This is a genomic window from Frankia torreyi (assembly GCF_000948395.1).
Taxonomy (GTDB): Bacteria; Actinomycetota; Actinomycetes; order Frankiales; family Frankiaceae; genus Frankia; species Frankia torreyi.
Genome location: NZ_JYFN01000006.1, coordinates 1 through 25207, shown reverse-complemented (window position 1 = coordinate 25207; position 25207 = coordinate 1). Strand labels below are relative to the sequence as shown.

Sequence of the window (25207 nt, the reverse complement as noted above, 5' to 3'; positions counted from 1 at the left end):
CCGGACCCGGGCCGGTGGCGCCGCCACCGACGTCGCCGCCGCCGGCCCGTACCGCCCCGCGTTCCCGTACCGTCCCGCGTTCCCGTACCGTCCCGCGTTCCCGTACCGTCCCGCGTTCCCGTACCGTCCCGCGTTCCCGTCCGACATCGAACAGCGTCCAGACAGATCGTGAGTCGAGGTTGCCATGGCCACCCGCATCGACGTAACCGGGCTGACGGCGTACTACGGCAAGTTCAAGGCCGTAGCCGACGTGAACCTGACCATCGAACCGAAGAACGTCACCGCATTCATCGGGCCGTCCGGGTGCGGAAAGTCGACGGTGCTGCGCACCCTCAACCGGATGCACGAGGTGCTTCCCGGCGCCCGCGTCGAGGGGAAGGTGCTGCTCGACGGCGAGGACCTCTACGGGGCCGGCACGGACCCGGTGAACGTCCGCCGCACCGTGGGGATGGTCTTCCAGCGGCCGAACCCGTTCCCCACCATGTCCATCTACGAGAACGTGATCGCCGGCCTGAAGCTCAACGGCGTGCGCAAGAAGGCGCTGCTCGACGAGCGGGTCGAGGAGTCGCTGCGCGGCGCGAACCTCTGGGAGGAGGTCAAGGACCGGCTCGGCCGGCCCGGCGCCGGCCTGTCCGGCGGCCAGCAGCAGCGGCTGTGCATCGCGCGGGCGATCGCCGTCGAGCCCCAGGTGCTGCTCATGGACGAGCCCTGCTCGGCACTCGACCCGATCTCCACGCTGGCCATCGAGGACCTGATCACGAAGCTGAAGTCGAGCTTCACGATCGTCATCGTCACCCACAACATGCAGCAGGCGTCGCGGGTCAGTGACGCCACCGCGTTCTTCTCTCTGGAGAAGACCGGAGACCCCGGCCGCCTCGTCGAGTTCGACAAGACCTCGAAGATCTTCAGCAACCCGACGGAGAAGCGGACCGAGGACTACGTCTCCGGGCGGTTCGGCTGACGCCGGCGGAAGTTCACGGTCAGGACAGGCGGATGCTCCCGGTACGGCGTGAGTCCGCTCAACCGGGGGGTGCCGACCGTGGTCCGGTGGCCGGACGGAACGGGGCTGCGGCACAGGTCAGGTCGGCTGGTCGGCCCTCGCTGCTGATCGCGGACTCCGAGGTCGACGACGGCATGCTGGACGCCATCGCCGGTGGTGGGGTCGAGGTGAGCGTGGTGGCCGACGGCGCGCAGGCCCTGCTGGAAATCGGTCTCCAGCAGCCCGCCGCCCTGCTGATCAGCGCTCGGTTGCCGGTCGTCGACGGGGTCACCGTCGTGCGGACGGTCCGCAGCGTGCCCGGGCACGACGACGTGCCGATCCTGCTCGCGGTCGGTCCCGACGACCGGCCGGCCGCCGCGGCCGGCCTGGACGCGGGCGCGAGCGCCTGCGTGGGCAAGCCGTACCGCGTGCCCGAGGTGCTGGCGATGGTCGGCGTGATCGGGACGGGGCGCCCTGGCCCGCAGTCGCCCCGGCCGGCGGAGGATGACGTCCTGCGCGGCGGCCCGGTGCTGCTGGACCGGGCGGCCCACGAGGTCCGCCTCGACGGCGCGGTCGTGTCGGTCCCGCCTCGGGAGTTCCGGCTGCTCGCGCTGCTGCTGGAGCAGGCCGGACGGGTCGTTCCGCGGGAGACCCTGCTGCGGGAGGTCTGGGGCTCGGCGCACACCGAGACCAACACGCTCGCCGTGCACGTGCGCCGGCTGCGCCGCCGCCTCGGCGAGGCCGCCGGCGAGCCGACGATCATCGAGAGCATCCGCGGGGTCGGCTACCGGTTCCGTGCCGCGCCCGACCCCACCGCCTGACCGAACCTCACATGCTGGACCCTGCGCCTGCCTGACCCTGCGTCTGCCTGACTCCGCGTCTGCTCGACCTCGCGCCTGCTCGACCTCGCGCCGCCGGGTCAGCTCGGCAGGGCGTAGACGCCGGGGGCGACGCGGACGACCAGGCCGTCGTCGATCAGCCCGGCCAGCGCCCGGTCCCGCTGGACCGGGTCGTCCCAGACCTGATCGAGGAGGTCCTGGCCGACCGCCTGCTCGGCGTCGCGCAGGACGGCCAGCAGCCGCCCGCGGACCTGGCGGTCCGTGCCGGCGTAGCCCTGCGGCCGGCGCGTGGGGCCGGTCCCGGCCGGACTGCCCGCCCTCACCCAGGCGCAGCGGTGCAGCAGCGGGCAGGCGGCGCAGCGGGGGGTACGGGCCACGCAGACCAGCGCCCCGAGCTCCATCAGCGCGGCGCTGGTCATGGCGGCGGTCTCGGGGTCGGTCGGCAGCAGCTCGGCGACGGCGGCCAGATCGCGGCGGCTGACGGTGGCCGGATGGTCCGCCCGGCCCTCCACGGCGCGGGCGAACAGGCGGCGCACGTTCACGTCGACGACCGGGTGGCGCTGACGGAAGGCGAACGCGGCGACCGCCCGGGCCGTGTAGGTCCCGATCCCGGGCAGGGCCAGCAGCGCGTCGAGGTCCGCCGGGATCTCGCCGCCGTGCCGCTCGACGACGGCCGCCGCGGCCTGGTGCAGCCGCAGCGCCCGGCGTGGGTAGCCCAGCCGGCCCCAGGCCCGCACGGCCTCGCCGGCGGGCTGCGCGGCAAGCGCGGCCGGGGTCGGCCACCGGTCCAGCCAGGCCTGCCAGACCGGCAGCACGCGGGTGACCGGGGTCTGCTGCAGCATGACCTCGCTGACCAGGACCGCCCACGGCGTCGTCCCGGGACGCCGCCAGGGCAGATCCCGGGCGGCGGCGGCGAACCAGTCGAGCACCAGCCCGGCGAGCGTCTCAGGCCCGGCCGATGCCGTGGCCGTGGCTGGGGTCGATGCCGTGGCCAGGGCCGATGCCGTGGCCACGGGCGGGAAAGCGGGCGCGGTCCGCGGTGCGCTGGTCATCCCCGCCATCGTGCCAGGCCGGCGGGGGGCGGCCGCGGGACGGGTGGTCAGACGTAGCGTTCGAGGATGCTCGACTCGGCCAGCCGTGACAGGCCCTCGCGCACGGCGCGGGCCCTGGTCTCGCCGACACCGTCGACCGCCTGCAGGTCGTCGACCCCGGCGGCGAGCAGCTTCTGCAGCGTGCCGAAGTGGTCGACGAGCCGGTCGACCACCATCCGCGGCAGCCTGGGGACCTTCGCCAGCATGCGGTAGCCCCGTGGGCTGATCTGCCGATCCAGGATGTCCGCCCCGCCGGAGAAGCCGATCACCCGGGCGAGCACGGTGAGGTCGAGCAGGTCGGTCGGCGACATCGCGGACAGCTCGCTGAGGACCTGCGCGGCCGACCCGGCCTTCGACCCGGCGGGCAGATAGTCGCGCACGGTGAGTTCGCGCTCCGTCTCGACGCCGGCCATCAGCTCCTCGAGCTGCAGCGACAGCAGCCGCCCATCGGTGCCGAGCTCGACGACGTAGCCCTCGATCTCGTCCGCGATGCGGCGCACCATCTCCAGCCGCTGGCTGACCGAGATCGCGTCCCGGACCGTGACGAGATCCTCGATCTCCAGCGCGGACAGTGTGCCCGCGACCTCGTCGAGGCGGAGCTTGTAGCGCTCCAGGGTGGCCAGCGCCTGGTTCGCCCGGGACAGGATCGCGGCCGAGCCGTCGAGCACGTAGCGCCGCCCGGCGACGTAGAGCGCGATGATGTGCATCGACTGGCTGACCGAGATGACGGGGTACTCGGTCTGCTTGGCGACCCGCTCGGCGGTGCGGTGGCGGGTACCGGACTCCTCGGTGGGCACCGTCGGGTCCGGCACGAGATGCACTGCGGCGCGCACGATCCGCTGCAGGTCCGAGGACAGCACGATCGCGCCGTCCATCTTGGCCAGCTCCCGCAGCCGGGTGGCCGAGAACTCGACGTCGAGCTCGAAGCCGCCGGTGCACAAACCCTCGACGACCTTGTCGTGGCCGAGCACAATCAGCGCCCCGGTATGCCCGCGAAGGATGCGCTCCAAGCCGTCGCGGAATGGAGTTCCGGGGGCGACCGCGGCCAGTGTCGCCCGGAAGATGTCGTCTCCGGGTGGTCCCGCCATCAGGCTCCCTCAGCTCCTCGGCTCCCCGCTGTCTGCCACCTCTGCCACTTCTGCCGCGATGCTATCGGGGCGACCGGAGTCGGTGCGGTCCAGCTCTTCATGGGGTAACGAAATTACTCAAAACAGACATATTTCTTGTTACGCTTCATGCATTCGGGTTATGGCGCCGATCAGATCGGGCACCTCGGTGACTTTCATGCCCTCGGGCCCGGGCCCGGCACCCGTGGGCACGAGCGCCCGGCGAAATCCCAGCCGGGCCGCCGCGGCGAGCCGCTGGCGGACGGCACCCACGGCCCGCACCTCCCCGGCCAGCCCCACCTCCCCGACTGCGACGAGATCGGCTGGCAGCGGCCGGTCCCGCGCCGCGCTCACGACCGCGAGCGCCGTCGCCAGATCCGCCGCGGGTTCGGCGAGGCGCACCCCGCCGACGGTCGCGGCGTAGACGTCGGCCTTACCGAACCGGACCTTCGCCCGGCGCTCGACCACGGCGAGGATCATCGCCACCCGGGCCGGGTCCAGCCCGGACACCGCCCGTCGTGGCACCTGGGCGGACGTCTCGGCGACGAGGGCCTGCACCTCCGCGACGAGCGGCCGGCGGCCCTCCACCGTCACGGTGACGCACGTCCCCGGCACCGCCTCCAGGCCGCCCGCCCCCGAACGGGACAGAAACAGCCCGCTGGGATCGGCGATCCCGTGGATGCCGGAGTCGCTCATCTCGAAACAGCCGACCTCGTCGGCGGGGCCGTACCGGTTCTTGCCCGCCCGCACGAGGCGAAGCGCGGAGTGCCGCTCACCCTCGAAATGCAGGACCACGTCCACCAGATGTTCCAACAGGCGGGGCCCGGCCACCAGGCCATCCTTTGTCACATGGCCGACAAGCACCGTCGCGAGGCCGAGTGCCTTCGCCGTGCGGATCAGCGCGGCGGTGACCTCGCGCACCTGGGTGACGCCGCCGGCCGCCCCCTCCACCCCGGCAGCGGAGATCGTCTGCACCGAGTCGACCACCAGCAGAGCCGGCGAGACCTCCTCGACGTGGCGCAGCACGGCGCCGAGATCCGTCTCGGCGGCGATCCACAGATCCTCGTGGAGCGCGCCCGTCCGCCCCGCGCGCAGCCGCACCTGCGCGGCCGACTCCTCGCCGGTGACGACGAGGGCCCGGGCCCCGCCGGCCGCGCTGCGGGCGGCCACCTCCAGCAGCAGCGTGGACTTGCCGACGCCCGGCTCACCGGCGAGCAGGATCACCGCGCCGGGGACGAGACCACCGCCGAGCACCCGGTCCAGTTCGTCGATGCCCGTGGGCCGGCGGCGAGCCGCCGTGACGTCGACGGACACCACCGGCTGCGCCGGCGCCGTGACCTCCGTGGCCGTGATCGCCCGCCCGGCACCGCCGAGACCCGAGGTCCGGCGCGGCGCAGGCGCCTGGGCCTCCAGCGTCCCCCACTCCTGGCAGCGCGGGCAGCGCCCGGCCCAGCGGACGGACTCCGCCCCGCAGCCGCTGCACCGGAACCCGCCCGACGCCGTTCGACCGGACGCGCGACCGCCGGCCGCCGGCCGAGTGGATGTCATGGGCGCCACGTTAACCGGCCGGTCCGACATGTCGGAGCCAGCCGCGCGTGGGGGCGCCCACAGGTGTCGTGTGACCAGGACCGGAGCCGACGACGCCGTACCAGCCGCAATCGGCGCCCAGAGCCCCTGCCGGGCTGGCGCCGCCGGTGCCCTGGACCGGTGCCCTGGACCGGTGCCCTGGTGCGCCGGCCCTGGTCCGCCGGCGCCCAGGTCGGTGTTCATCCCGGCCACCGGACGGTCAGCAGTTACAGGAGGTTGTTGGCGTTCCGCCGGCCCACGACCGTCGTCAAGCTCCTGCAGTTCCCGGCGCAACTAAGTGGGGCCGACGGGCTGATGGCCCACGAGGGAGCACGGCCGGGAGTTGCGGCATGGTCCCGCGGAACCTCGGGAGCGCCCATCCGGGTCCAGAGCGCCACGGTCCCGCGGAACCTCGGAATCGCCGATCCGGGTCCAGGGCGGCACGGCTGCGCGCTCGCCACGCTGATGCCCGGCCGTCGGCTGCCACGAGCACTGCCCGCGGTGCGGCAGCCGGGCCGGGCCCGGCCTCGGCGGGCTCAGCCCGCGGTCGCGGTGGCGGTGGCCGTCGGGGTGGGGGTGCCGGCGGCCGGGGTGGCGGTGCCGGCGGCCGGAGTGGCGGTATGGGCGGAGAGAGAGGCGCCGGCGCTCGGCGAGGCCGAGCCGGTGGCGGGCGTCTGCGTGCTCGTGGTGGCCTCGGTCGGGGCACCGGAGGCACCGGGAGCGGCCGGCTCCACCGGCACGTCCAGAGTCACGCTGCCGGCCTTCGCGAAGGTGAAGGTGATCGGGAGCTGGGAGCCGATCAGCAGGTTGCGCTGCACGCCCCGCAGGGTGGGTGCGTCGGCGTCCGCGATGAAGATCTGGCCGCCGCCGGGGGCGAGCTGCGCCGACTTCGGCGGCTGGCCGCCGCCGGCCTCCGGCGAGGACACCGAGACGAGGGTGTCCGGCTCGCCGCCCCCGTTGAAGAACGCCGACACGATCGGCGCGGAATCACCCTGGGACACGGGCCCGGCGACATAGACGTTACGCAAAGTGATGGAACCTACGGACCCCGCGACGCTGTTGGTCGTGGTCCGCGCGAGGTTCGTCAACGCGTCGTTGCCGGAGGCGCAGCTCGCCAGGCCGGCCGAACCGATCACCGAGGCCAGCAGGGCGACGCCCACCCGGCGGGAGGTCATCCGCCGCCGCAATGCTGAGCGCGGCGCGGCGTCGTCGCGGGGTGCGGCGGCGGGCGTCGCCTCGGCGACGGCGGTGACTGACGGGAAACGGGCACCCGGACGGCGGCTCACAGCTCGGTGGCTCCTCCTGCACAAGACCGGCGCGTTGGGCGGCGCCGGTGCTGGTCGACGGCCGTCGCGTGGACGGCCACCCGGCGGCGCGCCCCGGCGCCGGTAGTCGGACCCGGCGTGCAGGGGTCACCCCCGGTGCCCGGAGGACCTGCCGCCGACGGCCGGTGTCGAGTGGCCATCCACGGAGGTCTCCGTGCGGGGCTAACACTAGCCACCCGGCGGCGCCACGTGCCCAGGCCGCCGGCCCCGGCCAGCCCGCGTGGGCCGGTGGGCGGCGCGTGCCGGGACGGTGCCCGGGCGCCGGCAGCCGGGCTGACCGGCCCGACAGGCCACGAAGGGCCGGTCGGGGACGTGGGCAGTGTCACGCCGCGCACCCGGCCGGCCCGCGGGCGAGCCGGCCGCGGCCGGTGCCGGGGCCGGGCCGGCGGACCGCGCCGCCGCCCGGCCGGTCGCCACCGTGTCGGCGCGCGAGCGGGGTCTGTCCGCGCTACGTTCGCCTGGCGGTTGACGCTCGGGCGCGCAGCCAACGTCCGTCGACCTGTCGCCTGTTTTACCTGGTAGGGCTGTTCGTGTCGGTGCGCGGCGAAGTGCGATCGGCGCGTGGATCCGGGTCGGGCGGTGTCCGCCGTCGCGAACGGTGGCCGGAAGGCTCCGCCGGGCCCCTCGGCTTGGCGTTGCGGCCCTTGCGCTTGCAGCGCGCGTCTGACCTGCGGCGATGCGTGCGTGTTACGCTGGTAGAGGCGGAAGGGGCACGTGACACATGGCGTTCCAAGTCGGCGAGACCGTTGTTTACCCGCATCATGGTGCTGCTCTGATTGACGCGATAGAAACCCGCGTCATCAAGGGCGAGGAAAGACTCTATCTCGTGCTGAAGGTCGCTCAGGGCGATCTGACTGTCCGGGTGCCGGCCGACAACGTCGGCATGGTCGGGGTGCGCGACGTCGTCGGGCAGGATGGGCTGGAACGGGTGTTCGAGGTGCTCCGGGCACCCCACACCGAGGAGCCCACCAACTGGTCCCGGCGGTACAAGGCAAATCTCGAAAAGCTCGCCTCCGGCGACGTGAACAAGGTTGCCGAGGTCGTCCGCGATCTCTGGCGCCGTGATCGCGAGCGCGGTCTTTCTGCGGGTGAGAAGCGGATGTTGAGCAAGGCGCGACAAATCCTCGTCAGTGAGCTCGCGCTCGCGGAGGGCACCAACGAGGACAAGGCCGAGGCGATGCTCGACGAGGTTCTCGCCGGCTGATCCAGGCCTTGTCGGCCCGGTCGTAATAGATCGGGTGTCGGCCGGTTCATTCGGTCGGCGTGAAACTACCGGAATATGATTTCCGGCCGGGAGGTCGGCCCCTCCGGACGCCCTGTCGTCCGGCGGGCCGGGTTCGCTGGCCGGCGTGGTCCGATGGCGGCGCTCGCACCCATCCGGCTGCGCACGCCCGATCGGCGTACCGGTCGGCCGGCTCGCATCCGGTCGGCCGGATAGGCCATGCTCTCGTGGTGGATGGCACACGGGAGGTCTGGTGATGGGCGAAGGTCTCCAGTCGCGGGCGAGCGGCCCGCGGGTCGCGGCGATCGTGCCGGCTGCCGGCCGCGGCGAGCGGCTGGGCGGGGGTACCCCGAAGGCTCTGCGAGCCCTGGGCGGTAGGCCCATGCTGGTGCGTTCGATCGAGGCGCTGCGGCGTTCGGAGTCGGTGACGCAGATCGTCGTGGCGGCACCGCCGACTCTGGTCGAGGTCGTGGCTCAACTGCTCGGGCGGGACGTGCGCGTGATCGCGGGCGGCGCGGAGCGGGTGGATTCGGTCCGCCGGGCCCTGCGCGCGATCGACGAGGACGTCTCCGTCGTCCTCGTCCACGACGCGGCCAGGCCGTTGACTCCGCCTGCGCTCGTTGACGCGGTCGCCGCGGCAGTGCTGGCCGGTCATCCGGCGGTGATCCCCGTGCTCGGCCTGACGGACACCGTCAAGGAGGTCGGCCCGGACGGCCGGGTGATCCGCACCCCGCCCCGCGACCGGCTGCGGGCGGTGCAGACCCCGCAGGGATTCCGGCGTGACGTGCTCACCGCCGCGTATGCCCTGCAGGACATTCCGGCGACGGACGACGCCGGCCTGGTGGAGGCTCTCGGGGTGCCGGTGACGACCATCCCCGGCGCTCAGGAGGCGTTCAAGGTGACCCAACCGCCCGATCTCGTACTCGCCGAGGCGTTGCTTGCCCGCTGCGCCCCGGGCGACCCCCGCGCGGCTGCGGACCCCCGCGGTGGGACCGACCCCCGCGGTGGGACCGACCCGCGCGGTGGCGCGGACGTGCGCGCTGGCTCGGATGTCCGGAGCCTCGGGTGAGCCCGGACACGCCCCAGCCGGCGGATGGCGGCGTGGCGCCCACCGACCGCCCGGCGCCGGCCTCGAGCGCGGTGACGACCGCGGTGCTGCCGCGCGTGGGCATCGGCGTCGACGTGCACCCGTTCGCGGCCGGTCGGCCGTGCTGGGTTGCCTGCCTGGAGTGGCCGGGAGAGACGGGCCTCGCCGGGCACTCGGACGGGGACGTCGCCGCGCACGCGACCTGTGACGCATTGCTCACCGCGTCGTGTCTCGGCGATCTGGGGAAGGTGTTCGGCACCGACCGGCCGGAGTACGCGGGGGCGTCCGGTGCGGTCCTGCTGGCCGAGACGGCCCGGTTGCTCGCCGTCGGTGGCTGGGTGATCGGGAACGTGTCGGTGCAGGTCATCGGCAACCGCCCGCGGATGGCGGCGCGCCGTGAGCAGGCCCAGGCGGCGATGTCCGCGGCCCTGGGCGCCTCGGTGAGCCTGTCGGCGACGACCACCGACGGGCTCGGCCTGACCGGCCGGGGTGAGGGGCTCGCGGCGATCGCCACGGCCCTGGTCGTGCGCGCCTGAGCTCCGGCCGCGTCCGAGCGGGTATGCCGATCCGTCATCGCTCGGTAGTGTGCCGGCGGTGAATGAAAGGCTGAGCCGTCGTTGGCCGCTCCCCGAGGAGCCCGAGGAGTGTGATGGCTGGTCGCCTTCCCGAGCCGGTGCGGGCCCTCGCGGACGCGCGGACCTACGTCGTCCTGGCCACGGTCCAGGCCGACGGCTCGCCGCGGATGACCGTGCTCTGGGTGGATCGTGACGAGGACGAGCTGCTGCTGTCCACGGCGCGCGGACGTGCGAAGGAACGGGACATCGCCCGTGATCCGCGGGTCGGGCTGATGTTCCTCGACCAGGACGACCCCTACTCGTACGTCGAGGTGCGCGGCACGGCCACGCTCACCGAGCAGGGGGGCCGGGAGCTGATCGACCGGCTGTCGCTGAAGTACACCGGTGACATCTACCGGTGGGACGATCCGGGCGAGGTCCGGCTCGTCATCCGGGTCGTGGCCGACCGGGTGCTGACGGTCGGCTGACACGGGCTGCGTACCCGCCGCCGGGGCCGGAGCCGTACCCTTGACAGATGGGTCTCCACCTCTACGACACGCGCAGGCGGCGCGTGCGGCCATTTGAGCCGCTGCGCCCCGGTCACGTGGGCGTCTACGTGTGTGGACCCACCGTGCAGTCGCCGCCGCACGTGGGCCACGTCCGCACGGCCCTGCCGTTCGACCTTCTGCGCCGGTGGCTGGTGCAGTCCGGGCACGAGGTGACGCTCGTCCAGAACGTGACCGACATCGACGACAAGATCATCATCAATGCGGACCGGGACGGCACCTCGGTCTGGGAGCTCGCCACCCGTCAGACCCGTGCCTTCGACGACGCCTATCGCACGATCGGCATCCTGCCGCCGACGATCCAGCCGCGCGCGACGGGACACATCCCGGAGATGATCGCGCTGATCTCCGCGCTGATCGCCGGCGGCCACGCCTACGCCGGCGCGGGCTCGGTCTGGTTTCGGGTCGGTTCCTTCGCCGAGTACGGGGTCCTGTCCCACCAGCGGCCGGACGCCATGCTGCCCTCGGCGGAGTCGGAGCCCGGCAAGGCCGATCCGCGGGACTTCGCGCTGTGGAAGGCCGCCCGGCCCGGCGAGCCGTTCTGGTCCTCGCCCTGGGGCGACGGTCGTCCCGGCTGGCACCTGGAGTGCTCGGCGATGGCCGGCAAGTACCTCGGCCCGGCCTTCGACATCCATGGCGGCGGGCTCGACCTGGTCTTCCCGCACCACGAGAACGAGCGGGCGCAGACGGTCTGCGCGGCGGGCGGCGCCGGCGGTGGCGCGGCCGGCGAGATGGCCCGGTACTGGATGCACGTCGGGCTGCTGACCACCGGCGGCACGAAGATGTCGAAGTCGCTCGGGAACTCGGTGCTCGTCGCCGACGCCCTCGATGTCGTCCGCCCCCAGGTACTGCGCTATCACCTGTTGTCGGCGCACTACCGCTCGACGCTTGAGTACACCCCGGAGGCGCTGGGCGAGTCGGCCGCCGCGCACGACCGGGTGGAGACCTTCGTCCGCAACGCGCTGGACATCCTCGGCGGCCCGGGTGAGGCGGCGGCCCTGGCGGCCGACGACGGCCCGGCTGCGGCGGGGGCTGGGCGAAGGGGACGGACCGCCCGGGGCGGGCCCGGTAGCGAGGCCGTGGGCGGCACGGCGGGGGACGCCGAGGCGGGGCTGACCCCGCAGCGGGTGTGGGCGGACTTCGCGGCGGCCATGGACGACGATCTCGCGGTCGGCCGCGCGCTCGCGGCCGTCTTCGGCGCGGTCGGCCAGGGCAACCAGGTGCTGTCGAAGGCGCACAGCCGCAAGCTGGCGGGCTGGGTCGACGTCACCCGCCGGATGCTCGGCGTTCTCGGGCTCGACCCGCACGAGCAGTGGCCCTCCGCCGGCGCCGAGCTGCGGCCCGCGCTCGACGGGGTCATGCAGATCGCGCTGGATCTGCGCTCGGCGGCGCGGGCACGGAAGGACTACGCGGAGGCCGACTCGATCCGCTCGCGGCTCGCGGCCGCCGGTCTCATCGTCGAGGACACCCCCGAAGGGCAGCGCTGGTACCTGGCCTGAGTCCGCCCGGCGGCGGCCCCGCAGTCGTGGGGCTGCCGCCCGGCCAGGCCCCCGGCCACGACGGCGCGCTGGTTGTCGGCCGGTCGCACCACCCGGGCAGACGACGACTCCGCGCGACGCTCGGCGCCGGCCCGACTTCCGGGCCGGCGCCGGTCGATCAGCGGGCGCGCAGCGTGATGCGTGTCCAGGCACCCAGGTAGACGCGGTCGCCGTCCCGGAGCGGGACGGGCTGCCCGGGTTCGATCGGGTCCGGCTCGTCGTTGAGTCGGGTGCCGTTGGTCGAGCCGGGGTCGCGCACGGCGTAGCCGCCGTCGGGGAGCTGCTCGAACAACGCGTGGCTGCGCGAGATGCCCGGATCCTCCGGCGCGCCGGACAGGTCGATGTCCGGGTGGATGCCACGCGACTCGCTGCGCCGGCCGACGAGCATCTGCGCGCCGGCGAGCGCGAAGACGCGGCGCGGGTAGAAGGTCGGGAACGGCACCCGGTGGTCGTCGCCGCTGTCGTAGTACTCGCGCTCCGCCTCGACGATGGCCTCCCAGACGGTGGCCCCCGTCGGGGGACGGTCGCGGTCCCACCCGCCGGCGCCGCGCGGGTCGTCGGCGATCGGATCGCGCCGGCCGCCCCGTCCGGCGTCGTGGCGCGGGTCGCCGAGGTCGGGGTCGCTCAGCCGCGGGTCGTCGAGCCGCGGATCGCCTCCGGGTCGGGCGTAGCGGGGATCGGTGGTGTGCCGCGGATCCCCGCTGCGGCCAGGCAGGCTCCGCTCGGGCGCCCCCGCGGGCGCCGCGCCCGGGTCGAGGCCCAGCGGATCGGCCTCATAGCCGTACCCGTCGTCACGCCGGCTGCGGCGGTGGGTGTCGGACTCGCGGTCCAGGTCCTCGCCGTAGCCACCCGCCCCGCGGCCCTCCCGGGCCGGCGGGTACCCGCCGCGGTCGGCGTCGGGGTAGCCGGCGGGGGCGCGGTCGTCGCGTCCGTAGGGGTCGCGTCCGCGGTCGGCCCGGTCGGCCCGGTCGTCGGGGGCGCGGCCGTAGGGGTCGCGGTCGGCGTCGGGGTAGCCGGCGGGGGCGCGGTCGTCGCGTCCGTAGGGGTCGCGTCCGCGGTCGGCCCGGTCGTCGGCACCCGGCCGGTCGTCGCGCCGTCGGGCGTAGGGATCACGGTCGTACCCGCCCGGCTCGTCGTACGGGTCCGCCTGGTAGCCGCGACCGCCGCGTGGCTGGTCGGCGTAGCCGTCGCGGCCGTACCCGCCGTACGGGTCGCCGCCGCGCGGCGGATCCGCCACGCTGGACTGGTCGGCCGGCGAGCGCCGGATGCCCAGCGGGTCGTAACCCCCCGCCGCGTCCGGGCCGTCCGCCTGTGACGGGCCACGCCGACGCTGGCCGCCGGGCTCGTCCGTCCCATAGGGAGACCGACCGCCGTCGTCCGGACGGTATTCGTACCTCTCCTGACCACTCATGATCCCAATTCCGCACCGATCGCAGTAGTCGGGTCGTGAGACAGGTGCCCCGCAGGGCAACGTGCCCTCACCTGATCACCGGTTCACCCGGAGGGTCCTCGTCGACCGTGTGTCAAGGACCATCTCATCGATCTTCTTGACGTTCTTCTTCAACCGAACCGTACCTGTTGTGGCATTGTCGATGTGAACCACCTTCTGTAGGAGGCGGTAGGTGTCTTCGTTGCCGGAGGCGAGCGCCAACTGGGCCCCGCGTCCGAGCAACAGTGTTGCAGTGGCCTCGTCGCCGGACTGACGCGCCTCCAGGCCACGCACCACCGAGGCCGTCAGCTCGGCCTGCCCGGTGTAGTGGGCGACGGCCGCGCTGACCCGGGTGGAGCGCGTCTCGTCGTCCGTCCATATCGCTCTCACCAGCGCCTGCGACGTCTCCCGGCCGTCGATGACGAGGCTGACCCGCGCGGCCAGCGCCTCGGTTCCGACCGGCCGGGCCGGCACCCGGATGTTCAGGTGGTAGTCGCGCGACTCCGTTCCCCACGCGCCGGTAGGGTAGTCGACGCTGTGATCGTCGGATGTGGTCGCCTCGGCCCGCAGATCGCGCAGCATGGGGGAGACCTCCCGCAGAAACCCCACCTCGGCGCCGCGCGGGGTCCACACCCGCAGCGCCACCCGGTCGGTGGCTCGGCTGGTGGCGGTCGCGACCACGCTGGTGAAGTCCGCGACGAGCTCGTTCGGGCTGCCGATCGCGTCGACGGTGCCCAGCAGGTTCGTCGCGATCAGTCGCAGCTCGGCGACGCGCCAGTCGGTGCCGATGCCCCGGCAGTCGCACTGGAACCGCCCACGGGCCGCGGCGACGGCCGCTGCCAGGTCCGTCGCCAGCTCGCCGTTCTGGCCGTCGGTGAGCAGCAGCGCGTGCGCGATGGCCTGCGGCCGGGTTCCCGTCAGCGCCCGCGCCAGGTCCAGCCAGCGGCCGATGGCGGTGCCGCCGTGCGGCTCCATCCGGCTCACCGCGAGGCGGGCCTGCTCGCGGGTGACGGCCGAGGCGGCCACCAGGTGCGGGCTGTCCGGGTAGATCATGCCGGCGGCGCCGGTGCCGCGGACGATCGCGAACCACACGCCGTCGGGCAGACAGTCGACGGCAGCGCACGCCGCGTGGCGCGCCTGGGCGATCTTCTCCGGCGGGTTCGCCATCGAGCCCGAGCAGTCGAGCAGGAGGACCTCGGCGAGTTCCGGGCGCCGCGATCCGGCCGGCGGCGGGGACCCGTGGGCTGACGGGGACCCAGGGGCCGGCGGGGAGTCGTGGGTCGGCGGGGAGTCGTGGGTCGGCGGGGAGTCGGGCGGGCGGGAGCCGTGCGGGGAGACCTCGCCGGCGAGGCCGTCCGGGCCGTCGGGCCGGCCGGTCGACGTCACGGTGACGACGGCGTGCACGTCCGTCCCGCCGGCCGGAAGGTACTCGTTCTGGTAGACCTCCGCGGTGAACGCGCCCATCAGTGATCCACCCGGGCGGCGACCACGGTGATGTTGTCGTGGCCACCGGCGTCGATGGCGAAGTCGACGAGGTGGCGGGCGACGTCGATCGCCGTGCAGCGCGGCGGGAGCTGGTTGACCAGCGAGGCCATGACATCCGGCCGGGAGGCGTAGTTCCACAGCCCGTCGGAGCACACGAGCACCGTGGCCGGCGCCTCGATCGGGAAGATCTCCGTGTGCGGGGCCACGTCCTCGACGTCGCCACCGAGCCAGCGGGTCAGCGTGTGCGCGCGCCGATGCGTCTCGGCCTCGTTGGCGGGGATGAGACCCGCCCGGGCGGCCTCGGCGGCCCAGGTGTCGTCCGAGGTCAGCCGCTCGCACCAGCGCGGTCCGAGCAGGTAGACGCGGCTGTCGCCGACCCAGCCGACGGTGACCATGCCGGGACCGTCGGGGGTCGGCGGGGTGACGATGGCGGCGGCGAAGGTGCACGACGGGGCCATCCGCCCCTCGGCCGCGCTGAGCTGGGCGATCGTGGCCTGTGCGGCGTCGACGGCGGCGTGCAGCGCGGCCTCGGCGTCCTCCGGGGAGAAGCCCCCGACGATCGCCCGCGGCGCGGTGCGCGGCTCGTCGTACTCCGGGTACGCCGGCTCCAGGATGTCCAGCATGGCGTCGGCCGCGCTGCCGCCGCGGGGCGGGCGGGTGTCGTGGTGGACCGGATGACCGGGCCCGTGGGCCCGCACCGCGTCCGCGAGCACCGCCATCGCGGTGGCCGCGGCGGCGGCCGAGGCCTGACCGGAACCGGGCGTGGTCGAGACCCCGTCGCACACCACCGCGATGAGCGTGCCGTAGACGACGGCGAGCCCCATCGCGTCCTCGTTGGTCGTGTGGCGCACGCCCCGGTCGCACACCCCGGCCAGCTCGCCGAGGTCGACCTCGCTGTGGTCGGCGTCACCGTGCGCCGGGTCCGGGCCTTCCAGCGGATGCCCGCAGACCTCGCAGTAGTGGTCGTCCGAGTACACCGGCGCCGCGCACACGGGGCAGCGGCCCAGGTCGTCGTCGGGGTCGAAGGCCCCGCTGCCGGTGAGCTGGTAAGCCACCGTGGGGGCGTCGTCGTGCGGGTTGAGGTCCACCGTCATGCCACCGGAAGGGAACGTTCGCGTGCGGGCGGTGTGCGCAGAGCCATGTGCTGGGTGCCTCCTGCCCCTGCTGGTCCGGTCATCGGAGCTCGTCGCCGTCGCTCCGCGACGCCGGAGGCGCACGGCCGGCGACAGGACGAACTGGTCACACGCGTCGAGCTGGTCATTGTGGAGCCATGGGGACGTATTCTCCCAGGTTCCCCCGGGGCCCGTCGATGACGTAGATCGCCGTGGGCGGGCCAGGTCCCGGTGCATCCCCCTCCGTCGGCGCGCAACCTTAAGAGAGCGTAAGGGGCGAGGGCCGACGATGGTGGCGGCCATGCCGGTGCCGGGGCATCGGCATGGCCGGCCGGTCCCGGCCCGTCCTCGGCCCGCACCTCGCCGGAGCTCAGCACGGCACGCGCCCGAGCCGCGGTCCGCGACCGCGTGATGACGCGTGGCGAGCGACGCACACCGAACCCTCCTGACCTGGCCGAGGGCGGCCGGGACCACCCAGGTCACCGGCGTGGGACTGCCGCCTCAGGATAGGGCGCCGGACAGTCCCGAACGACCATGTCGCGGCAGGTGGCCGGGTTCGGGCCCGCCGGACCCCCGACCGGGGGCCCCTGCCTGGTCGGCGGGCGGGCCGAAACCGGCCGGTCCCGGCCGGGGTCGAGGCCGGCCGCGTCCCCGGCGCCGGCCGTATACCGTGGTCACATGGTCATTTCCGCGGCGCACGCCGGTCGGTGGCACTGATGGCCGGCGCCGCGCGCCGGGGCGGCGGCGGGATCGCCCGGGGCGGGCAGGGCGGCCGGGCCGGCAAGGCGGGTTCGCATCGCAAGGGAGCCGGTGCCGGCAGCGGCGGCCAGGGCCGCAAGGCCCTGGAGGGCCGGGGCGCGACCCCGCCCGCCCATCTGCGTCCCGGCCATCCCGCTCAGCGCCGCGCGGCCGCCGCGACCAGGGCCGCGCAGGGCGGGGAGCGGGGGCGGGCCACCGCTGGCCGCCCCGGCGCCGCCGACGCCGCCCAGACGGGTCAGGCCGGGCAGGGGGGTCCGCGCGCGCGGCGTGCCGAAGCCGACGAGCTGGTCGTCGGCCGCAACGCGGTGGTCGAGGCGCTGCGGGCCGGGGTGCCGGCGTCGAGCCTCTACGTCGCCGGCGGGCTCGACTTCGACGAGCGGCTCGCCGACGCCCGCCGCCTTGCCGCTCGGGCGGGGATCGCGGTGGTCGACGTCGCCCGCCCGGACCTCGACCGCATGTGCGGCACGGCGCCGCATCAGGGGCTCGCCCTGGCGGTCCCGCCGTTCCGCTACACCCATCCCGACGACCTGCTGGCCCGGGCGCGCGCCGCGGCTCCCGGTCTGGTGGTCGCGCTCGACGGCGTCACCGATCCCCGCAATCTCGGTGCCGTGGTGCGCTCCGCGGCGGCCTTCGGCGCCCACGGCGTCCTGGTACCCGAGCGCCGCGCCGCCGGGATGACCGCCGCCGCCTGGAAGACGTCGGCGGGTGCCGCCGCCCGGCTGCCGGTCGCCCGGGCCACCAACCTCGCCAGGACCCTCGTGTCCTACGCCGAGGCCGGCCTGTTCGTCGTCGGGCTCGCCGCGGACGCCGACACGACGATCGACGAGCTCGAGATGGCCACCGATCCGATCGTCCTGGTCATCGGGTCCGAGGGGCGCGGGCTGTCCCGGCTGGTCGAGCAGCGCTGCGACGTGACGATCCGCATCCCGATGGCCGGGGCGGTCGAGTCCCTCAACGCCGGGGTCGCCGCCGGCATCGCGCTGGCCGAGATCGCCCGCCGCCGCCGCGGCGCCTGAGTACTCGGGTGCTCCCCGGCCGGTGGCGGCCGAAAGGTGACGCAACCGAGTCCTGCGCGGCGGAACGCTGAGCCCGTCGCGGCGCCCTTGTAGCCTCATGCCCTACTTGGGCGTCGGGCCATCTCGGGGGAACGGACGACGGTGCGGGGCAGGCGGGAATCGTCGGCGCGGCTGTTCGCGCTGCCGCGTTTCCTCCTGCCCGAACCGCAGCCGCGGCTGACCCTGCTGCCCACCGTCGCGCTGCGGCTGGTGCTGGCGGCGGTCTTCGCGGCGTTGCGGCTGTACGCGGCGCTCTTCGGCGTGGGGTTCGTGCTGCTGTGGCACGACTGGTACGTGAGCCATCCGCTCGGCCTGGTGGTCGCGGCGCTGGCCGCCGCCTGGTCGCTGACGTTCGCCCTGATCGCGCTGCATCGCGGCATCGGGTGGGTGCTGGCGGCCGGCAATGTGGTCGTCGCGCTCGTCCTGGCCTCGGGGGCGCGCCTGTGGCTGCCGCCGGAATCGGTCGGAGACTCTGCCTCGTTCGTGCTGCTCGCGGCGACGCACGCGACGGCGGTGGCCGCCTGGGCCTTCCCCGCCGGCCCCTTCCTGGCCGTGACGGCGCTGACGGTCGGCGCCTTCGTGGCCGGGGCGTCCGGCGCCGGGCCGCCGGCTCCGATGCCGCTGGCCGCGATCATCTGCACGGCCCTGCTCGTCCGGTACGTCCGGCCGCAGGTACACGCGCTCGCGGGCGGGGCGCAGGCGCGGCTGGCCGAGGTGGCCGAGCGGCGCGCAGGCGAGGACGACGTGCTCACCCTGCTGCGCGAGCAGCGGGAACATGAGCTGACGATCCACAACGCGGTGCTCAACACCCTCACCGGCATCGCCTGGGGCGGCGGCGGCGACGGACAGCTCACCCGCCGCCGCTGCGCCGACGGCGCGACGGCCCTGGACGAGCTGATCGGTGGGCGCGAGCCACCGCCCCGGGCCGGCCCGGGGCGGTGGCCGGCGGCCAGCGAGATCCCGGCGGTGGAGCGCGGACCGACGCTCGACGAGGGCGCGGCCGGCGACCTGTTGGTCGGATCCGGGCCGGCCGGCGACCTGCTGGTCGGATCCGAGCCGCCTGGCAACGTGCTGATCGGGTCCGGGCCGGCCGGCGCGGCGCCCGGCGCGGCCGGCCGTCCGGACCCCTGGGTGACGGTGGCGCCCGCGGCCGGCTCGCTGCGCGCCCTCTACACCGCGCAGCTACGCCACCTGACCAGTCGATTCGCCGCAGTCTGGCTGATCCTGCTGGTTCTGCCCGCCGGCCGCGCCCTGCCCCATGTCCGTTCGGTCCCGCTGGCGCTCGCGTTGCTGTTCGCCCCACTCGCCGCGCTCGCCGTGGCCCGGCGACGCTTCCGGTCCGGGCCGTTGACGCAGGTGGAGGCGGCCGCCGTGGTGCTGCTCTGCCTGGGGATCGCGGTGGGGGGCGGGTGGAACGCCGGCGACGTCGGCGAGGTGCGGATGATGGCGTGGCCGATGGTCAGCCTGCCGCCGTTGTTGATGCTGGTGACGGTGTCCCGCCCGGTGTGGCGATGGGTGCTCGCGTCGGTCACCGTCGGCGCCGCCGTGATCGCGGTGAGCCTACTGACCAACCCGCGGGACCCGTTCGCGCTGTCCCACCTTCTCCTGTTGCTCTACTACTTGTGGATCATGCAGATCTGCCTGGTCATGATCGGTCCGTTGCTGTGGAGCACGGCAGATGTCCGGGCCTGGGCCAGTCACTGCGAGCGGGAGCTGGGTCGGCGAGCCGAGAAGCGGGACCGGGCGCGCGAGCGTCGCAGAGTGCTGCTGCGGGCCGTCGAACGGGACGTGGCGCCGCTGCTGGCCGGCGTCGCCGCGGGCCGGCTCGACCCGCAGGCCGACGTCGTGCGCTCGGAATGTGCCCGGCGCGCGGTCGCCGTGCGGCGGCTGCTGTTCGACGACGACGCCGTGCACAGCGCGATCGGGGAGGCCATCGACGCCGCCGAACGGCATGGCACGGTCGTGTCCAGCCAGATCTCCGGTGGCCTCGACCAGTTGCCCGCCTCGGTGCGCGGCGAGTTCGTCGAGCAGTTGCACCACGCGCTGCGGGTGATGCCGAGCCGCCGGGTCCTGCTCACCGTCACCGCGCAGGCGCGTACGGCCAGCCTGTTCCTGTCGTGTTCCTGGCCGGCGGGCCAGTTGCCGCCGGCACCGTCGGGTCGGGCCATCGACATGATCGTCGACGTCGACGACGGGCAGCTCTGCGTGGAGCTGCGCTGGCCACCCGCGGGGGTGCGGCCCGGGCCGCGACCGCAGGCGGGGATGCTGACCGGCGGCCGGTCCGGGGACGTGACGGAGCCCCGCCCCCCGCACGGGGGACGGGGCTCCTGACCCGCGCTGGGTCGCGTCGCCTCGCGCCGGCTACGGCTCACGATCTGTCGAGCACGATCCGATCGATCATGTGCGGATCAGAGTCGGCCGAGTGCGGATGTCGGCGCGGTGTATCGGGGCCTCAGATCCGGTGACCCCAGCAGGGCTTCGACGCGTACCAGGGGCTGGTGCCGGCCTGCGCGTAGAGCTGCCGCGCGCGCTGCCACTGCTCCGCGACGCTGGCGTGCTGCGGCAGACCCCTGCCGCCCAGACCATGCCAGGTGCTGGGCAGGAACTGGAACAGGCCGCCGGCTCCGATGGAGTTGACCGCGTGCGGGTTCCCGCCGGATTCGCAGGGAATCACGGCGCTCAGGAAGTGGTCGGCGTTGGTCCCCGCGCTGGCCGGCTGGGACAGCGCGAGACCGCCGCCGACGGAGGCGGCGAGAGTGGTGGCGATGACTGCGGCCCGGGTGCCGAGCTTGATCCGGTTGAGGCCCCGACCGAGCGAACGAGCGTTGGACATTAAGTTGCCCTTCCCCACGCCTGCGAGGTGAGCTGTCGGGTTCGGGCTGGGAATGCCCGGCCGTGGTTCGCGGCTTCACCCCTAGGACGCCTGACCTCGGCGCCCGGAATTGGTTCCCCCGTCCCTGCCGCAGGTTTGATTCTCATCGGGTGGGGGCAGGGTTCGGCGTGCCACCCGACGTCTGCCATCAGTTGACGGCATGGCGACGAACATAGCTGAGCGTGACCCCGGGAAATCAAGGGTACGTGAGGATGGGCACAGTACGTTCTAACGTCTTTAATTGATCTTTTTTTTGCGGTTTCGCGCCCGCGTGCGCGCCCGATTCTAACGGCCTTCGGAGCTCCAGGGAACGCCTGTTTTGCGGTTGGTCGGCCACGCTGACCATAAGCCCTTCGCGGTCCGTGGCCGGTTCTCTCCCGGGCGTGGCGGGGGGCGCTTTCTACCCGCGTCGACGGTGCCGCTAACGGAGTCGAGAAAAAATTTCGCCGCTGCGCCGCGAACAACGGCTCTTCCGCGCTTTTCCGAACTATACGGCACTCCACGAGTCGTCCCACATAAAGGGGATGTGTCCGGCAGGGCGACCGGGCGGTGTCGGTGACCGGCTCTCGGAGGGTTGCTGCGGGGCTCCGGGGTTGCTGCGGGGCTCCGGGGGTTGCTGCGGGGCTCCGGGGGTTGCTGCGGGGCTCCGGGGGTTGCTGTGGGGCTCAGGGGGTGTAGGTCCAGGCCGAACCGGTGCCGCGGTACTGCTCGACGGGGATGGGCGTGACCCCGGGGCGCATCCGGTCGGTGTAGAGGTGCCCGTGCAGGTGGTCGATCTCGTGGGCGACCAGGCGGGCCAGGCCCTGCCGGTACACCGTGATGTGCCGGCGGCCCGAGATGTCGGTGTGCTCCACGTGCAGCTCCAGGGACCGCGGGACGATCCCGCGGATGTCGAAGAAGCTCAGGCACCCCTCGTACTGCTCGTCGCTCTCGGGGACGGACTCGATGACGCGTGGGTTGAGCAGGGTGAGGATGTCGCCGTCCGCGGACCGCACGATGGCCGCCGCCCGGTTGATCCCGATCTGGGGCGCGGCGATGCCCATCCCCTTCCCGAACGTGTGCAGCGCGGACACTCGCTCCATGGCCGAGGACAGCTCGGCGACGACGCGGCGGGCGTCCTCGGCCTCGACGGGCAGCTCGAACGACCGGGCTGGCTGGTGGAGTGCGGGATCGCCTACCTGGACGATGCCCGCCGCGGCCATCTGCGCGCTGGGCCGGGCAACGGCTCGGTCGGCGGGATCCCGGTTCGGCGCCCCCGCCCGAAAGTTCCATTCCAGACGATATCGGGCGTGCAGTGGGGGATTATTGGTGGACCAGGTGAAAACACGCCTTTTGGCATCATCCGAGCGGGCAATCGCCGTGCGGAACGGGAAGGCGTCCGCGGTCATCGACGTCTCCATGCCCCAGACCACGGGATCGACCTCGGCGGGGAAGTCCAGCACGACCGACAGGAAGCTGGTCGGTACCCGGACGGCCCGCTGGAACCACGGGCCCCACTTCTCCTCGCCGACCCGGTAGCTGTACTCGATCCATGCTGATTCGCCCGGGTAGAGGGGGAATCGGCCGCGATTGTTCTCGAACAGCAGCCAGACCTCCTTCAGCGCATCCCAGTCGGTCTTGACCTGCCAGGACATCTGCTCGTCGCCGCAGTGCGCGCTGAGCTGCAGTTCCTCCCAGCGCAGCGGATTGCTGCGGTAGAGCCGGGCGGCGCGTTCCTGGTCCCCGGGAAATCGGTCGACGGAGATCCGCATCAGGTAGCGGGTCACCGGTTCGACGCCGGTGTTGAGCACGAGCCGGCGCTGATGGGCGACGTACATGCCGTCCTCGTAGCGCAGCTCGGCGCGATCCTCCTCGACGACAAGCCCACCCGGGTCGGGGCCGGCCCGGGTGGCCCGGGCGGCCCCGACCGGCTCGGCCGCCGTGATCGCCGCCGACGAGCCCGGTGGCGGCGGGGCCATGCGACCACCGGGCTCCGTCGCCCGGGCGCCCGGCGAACGGGGCGCGTCACCCGCCTCGTCCGTCGCTTCCCATGGGCGCGCGGCGAGCTGGAAATAGGCGCCCGGGATGCGCAGCGCGTCGGCGATGCGCTCGATCAGGGAGAGCCGGGCGATATGATCCTCACCCTGCATGATCCGGCTGACTCGGCTCTGGCTGAGGCCCTCGACCGGGGACGCGATGCGGTTCTGGCTCGCGCCGTCATACTTCTTCATCAGCCGGAAGGCCGTCCGGAAGTCCCGGGTCTCGCACGCGGTCCGGAAGTCGGACCGGGCGAGCAGGATGCGGGAGACCCGGTAGGGACCGGATTCGTAGGACATCGACCGGCCTTCCGTCGGGCTCCGACCTGCGTCGATCGCCCTGCCGGGACGGCGGAAAGTCCGCTGCGTCAGGCTGCGGCTAAGACGTCAGGATGACGACGCTATGCCAAACCGGCATAGTTTGCCGGCGCTTGTCGCGACCGCGAGGTTGTCGCGGATCCGACATCCGGCCGGGTCGGATGGGCAGGCGGCACCGAGGCAGATCTGGTAATCGACCGGCCGGCAGCTCCCGCTCCCGCCCGGCCGGATCATCCGCTCCCGCCCCGGCTGGAGCTGGAGGCGAGGTTGTCTCCGCACCGCCGGTGCGGGGGCGCGCAGCGGCGCGGATCCGGCTGTGGTCCGGTCCAGCCGGGCCCATACGAGAAGAGCATGCCTGACTGACGTTTCCCGGCCACGCCGGCTCGGGCCACCCTGGACGCAGGCCGGCCCCGCCCCGCGTCGAGCCGCGACCTCCGCCGGGCGGGGCCGGCGCACCCGGCGGGCCGGTTGGTCACCGCCGGCCCGGATGGGAGGGGCGGACCGACGGCCACCGACCCTGGTGGCCGCCACCAGCGTCGGTGGCGGCCACCGGCCCGGCCGATCGGGCGTCGGCGCAGGGAGTGTCGGCGCAGGGAGTGTGGGCGCAGGGGGTGCGGGTCCGGAAGGGCGGTGCCGATCGTGACGGAGCCGAGGAGAGATCATGATCGACCTGCGGTCGTCTACGGCGTCGTCCGGTTCGCGCCCGGCGGCAACCGGCAGGTCACCGATGTGGTGATCACCTTCGTCTCCGCGTCGGCGGCGGACGACTTCGCGGCTGAGCAGGGCTGGCCGGAGTACGAGGTGGCGCCGGTGCGCTTCTTCGTTCACGAGCGGCAGTCCGCCGTCGCCGAGGTGCCCCCGCCGACCCGGTGGACAGGTGACTCTGCCCTGCCCAAGCAGGGTCACCGATCCGCCGCCGATCCGGCCGGACCCCCCGGATCGGCGGCGCCATCCCCCGCCGGCCAGGCGGAGACGGCGGTGGCCGGAGCCCAGGAGTCGAGCGCTGCCCAGCCGGCCGCGGACCGACAGGAGGCCCGCCGGGTCTCCGTCACGTCCTGGGGGCTGGACCGTTGGGCGGTCGCGCTGCGCGTGGGTTCCGATCCGGTGGAGGCGTTCCGTGCCGTCGGCCGGCTGCCGGCCGGTCTGGTCTTCACCGCTGCCTACGGCGACGTCGACGTGGTGCTGGTGTACGGCCCGGGGGCCGGCGGCGATGCGCCGCCGGCCCGGGCGCCTACGGTTCTGGAGACCGCGCTCGGCGCCGAGCCGGCGGGACTGGTGGCGGCGCGTTGGATGACGGCGGGCGAGCGGGAGGCGTTTCGGGCGGGGTACGCGGCCGCCGTGGACGGCATTCGGCGCGCCCTGGCGTAAGAGAGTGTTGGGTATCCGAGTGGCTACTCGTTGGTGAGGTCTTCGGTGAGGCGTCGAGCGGCTTCGGTCTCGATGGGACCGTGGGGCTCGACGTCCTCACCGGCGAGCCGGGCCGCCATGAGCCGGATCATCGCAACCTGGATCATGGCTTCGGCGTGCGCGGTCTTGCGTTCGTAGTCGCGTGCCAAGCGTCTGCACCTGCCTAACCAGCCGAACGTGCGTTCCACCACCCAGCGGCGGGGCAGCACCTGAAACCCTCGCACGTCGGCGTTACGCGGAACAGCGACGATCTCGATGTTCTCCTGCTCGGCGGCCCAGGCCACCAGGGAGGCATCGACGACGTTCACATAGCCGCCGTCCACCCACACCAGCCCGACCTGCGGGAACAGCCGGTGCAGACCGGTCAGTACCCGGCGGGCACCGGCCCGGTCCTGCACCGACGCGGAGTGCACGACCACCGTCAGCAGCAGCCCGCAGGTGTCGACCAGCAGGTGCCGTTTACGGCCGCGTACCCGCTTGCCCGCGTCGTAGCCGATCGCCTCACCGCCCTCGGCGGACTTCACCGACTGCGAGTCCAGCACCGCGGCCGACGGCTGCGGATCCCGCCCGTCGGCCTGGCGGACCCGGTCGCGCAGGGTGTCGTGGACCCGCGCCCACGTCCCGTCCGCGGTCCAGTCCCGAAACCACCGGTAGGCCACGTCCCACGGCGCCAGGTCATGCGGCATCCGCCGCCACGAACACCCCGCTCCCAGCACGTACAGAATCGAGTCGATCACCAGGCGTCGGTCGTACTTCAACGGGGCACCACCGCGGCACGGGTCCCGCACGGGCAACAGCGGTCCGATCACCGCCCACTGCCCGTCCGTCAACGACGTGTCGTAGGCGGCCTTACACGAACAGACACACACCGGTCCGATCGTG

Annotated in this window: 20 protein-coding genes and 1 riboswitch; of the genes, 10 read left to right on the top strand and 10 right to left on the bottom strand. The window is 73.7% G+C overall.

The window, feature by feature from the left end; genetic code table 11:
- Positions 1–184 precede the first annotated feature (184 nt).
- Positions 185–961 carry a phosphate ABC transporter ATP-binding protein PstB gene (pstB, locus tag FF36_RS05450; protein WP_011607572.1) on the top strand — a complete coding sequence of 259 codons (777 nt, stop codon included), beginning with the start codon at positions 185–187 and terminating at the stop codon, positions 959–961.
- Between the two features lie 32 nt (positions 962–993).
- Positions 994–1800, top strand: coding sequence for a response regulator transcription factor (locus FF36_RS05445; RefSeq protein ID WP_052680969.1), 807 nt, complete (start codon positions 994–996; stop codon positions 1798–1800).
- Between the two features lie 98 nt (positions 1801–1898).
- On the opposite strand, the gene FF36_RS05440 is transcribed toward FF36_RS05445, so the two are convergent.
- The 4 genes from FF36_RS05440 to FF36_RS05425 all read right to left on the bottom strand — a co-directional run bounded on the left by FF36_RS05440 (position 1899) and on the right by FF36_RS05425 (position 6867).
- The gene (locus FF36_RS05440; RefSeq protein ID WP_044883885.1) at positions 1899–2879 is read right to left on the bottom strand and encodes an HhH-GPD family protein; all 981 of its coding nucleotides are present in this window, start codon (positions 2877–2879) and stop codon (positions 1899–1901) included.
- Between the two features lie 38 nt (positions 2880–2917).
- A complete protein-coding gene (gene disA, locus FF36_RS05435; protein WP_011607569.1) occupies positions 2918–3997 on the bottom strand; it encodes a DNA integrity scanning diadenylate cyclase DisA in 1080 nt (359 codons plus the stop codon).
- A 138-nt stretch (positions 3998–4135) separates the two neighbouring features.
- On the bottom strand, positions 4136–5593 hold the full coding sequence (gene radA / locus FF36_RS05430) for a DNA repair protein RadA (RefSeq protein WP_044883884.1): 1458 nt from the start codon (positions 5591–5593) through the stop codon (positions 4136–4138).
- Positions 5594–6117: 524 nt separating this feature from the next.
- Positions 6118–6867 carry a copper chaperone PCu(A)C domain-containing protein gene (locus FF36_RS05425; RefSeq protein WP_044883883.1) on the bottom strand — a complete coding sequence of 250 codons (750 nt, stop codon included), beginning with the start codon at positions 6865–6867 and terminating at the stop codon, positions 6118–6120.
- Positions 6868–7627: 760 nt separating this feature from the next.
- On the opposite strand from FF36_RS05425, the gene FF36_RS05420 reads away from it, so the two are divergent.
- The 5 genes from FF36_RS05420 (at position 7628) to cysS (ending at position 11834) form a co-directional block, all read left to right on the top strand.
- Complete coding sequence (locus FF36_RS05420) at positions 7628–8110, top strand: CarD family transcriptional regulator (RefSeq protein WP_009741775.1); 483 nt, start codon at positions 7628–7630, stop codon at positions 8108–8110.
- 274 nt (positions 8111–8384) lie between these two features.
- Positions 8385–9197, top strand: a complete 813-nt coding sequence (gene ispD / locus FF36_RS05415) for a 2-C-methyl-D-erythritol 4-phosphate cytidylyltransferase (RefSeq protein WP_044883882.1) — start codon at positions 8385–8387, stop codon at positions 9195–9197.
- A gap of 71 nt (positions 9198–9268) precedes the next feature.
- Entirely contained in the window at positions 9269–9751 is a 483-nt protein-coding gene (gene ispF / locus FF36_RS05410) for a 2-C-methyl-D-erythritol 2,4-cyclodiphosphate synthase (protein ID WP_011607564.1), read from the top strand.
- Positions 9752–9864: 113 nt separating this feature from the next.
- A complete protein-coding gene (locus tag FF36_RS05405; RefSeq protein ID WP_041939911.1) occupies positions 9865–10257 on the top strand; it encodes a PPOX class F420-dependent oxidoreductase in 393 nt (130 codons plus the stop codon).
- Between the two features lie 47 nt (positions 10258–10304).
- Entirely contained in the window at positions 10305–11834 is a 1530-nt protein-coding gene (gene cysS, locus FF36_RS05400; RefSeq protein WP_044883881.1) for a cysteine--tRNA ligase, read from the top strand.
- Positions 11835–11991: 157 nt separating this feature from the next.
- Here cysS and FF36_RS05395 read toward each other — a convergent pair whose 3' ends face one another.
- The 3 genes from FF36_RS05395 to FF36_RS05385 all read right to left on the bottom strand — a co-directional run bounded on the left by FF36_RS05395 (position 11992) and on the right by FF36_RS05385 (position 15881).
- The gene (locus tag FF36_RS05395; RefSeq protein WP_242422312.1) at positions 11992–13284 is read right to left on the bottom strand and encodes an FHA domain-containing protein; all 1293 of its coding nucleotides are present in this window, start codon (positions 13282–13284) and stop codon (positions 11992–11994) included.
- Between the two features lie 75 nt (positions 13285–13359).
- A complete protein-coding gene (locus FF36_RS05390; protein ID WP_044883879.1) occupies positions 13360–14766 on the bottom strand; it encodes a VWA domain-containing protein in 1407 nt (468 codons plus the stop codon).
- A complete protein-coding gene (locus FF36_RS05385) occupies positions 14766–15881 on the bottom strand; it encodes a PP2C family protein-serine/threonine phosphatase (protein ID WP_044883878.1) in 1116 nt (371 codons plus the stop codon). Before FF36_RS05385 ends, FF36_RS05390 begins: the two co-directional genes overlap by 1 nt.
- Positions 15882–16615: 734 nt before the next feature.
- Between FF36_RS05385 and rlmB the strand changes: the two genes are divergently transcribed.
- Positions 16616–17674: a 23S rRNA (guanosine(2251)-2'-O)-methyltransferase RlmB gene (gene rlmB / locus FF36_RS05380; RefSeq protein ID WP_044883877.1), complete on the top strand. Its 1059-nt coding sequence runs from the start codon at positions 16616–16618 to the stop codon at positions 17672–17674.
- Positions 17675–17815: 141 nt separating this feature from the next.
- A complete protein-coding gene (locus FF36_RS05375; protein ID WP_044883876.1) occupies positions 17816–20044 on the top strand; it encodes a hypothetical protein in 2229 nt (742 codons plus the stop codon).
- Positions 20045–20165: 121 nt separating this feature from the next.
- Here the strand turns inward: FF36_RS05375 and FF36_RS05370 are convergent, their stop codons facing one another.
- Both FF36_RS05370 and FF36_RS05365 read right to left on the bottom strand, forming a co-directional pair.
- The gene (locus FF36_RS05370) at positions 20166–20546 is read right to left on the bottom strand and encodes a transglycosylase family protein (RefSeq protein WP_044883875.1); all 381 of its coding nucleotides are present in this window, start codon (positions 20544–20546) and stop codon (positions 20166–20168) included.
- A 2-nt stretch (positions 20547–20548) separates the two neighbouring features.
- Positions 20549–20724, bottom strand: a riboswitch (cyclic di-AMP (ydaO/yuaA leader).
- 526 nt (positions 20725–21250) lie between these two features.
- Entirely contained in the window at positions 21251–22900 is a 1650-nt protein-coding gene (locus FF36_RS05365; RefSeq protein ID WP_044883874.1) for a peptide deformylase, read from the bottom strand.
- Positions 22901–23557: 657 nt separating this feature from the next.
- Between FF36_RS05365 and FF36_RS05360 the strand changes: the two genes are divergently transcribed.
- Positions 23558–24286: a hypothetical protein gene (locus tag FF36_RS05360; RefSeq protein ID WP_044883998.1), complete on the top strand. Its 729-nt coding sequence runs from the start codon at positions 23558–23560 to the stop codon at positions 24284–24286.
- Positions 24287–24309: 23 nt separating this feature from the next.
- Here the strand turns inward: FF36_RS05360 and FF36_RS05355 are convergent.
- A partial coding sequence (locus FF36_RS05355) for an IS5 family transposase (RefSeq protein WP_206778443.1) occupies positions 24310–25207 on the bottom strand: 898 nt, incomplete at its 5' end.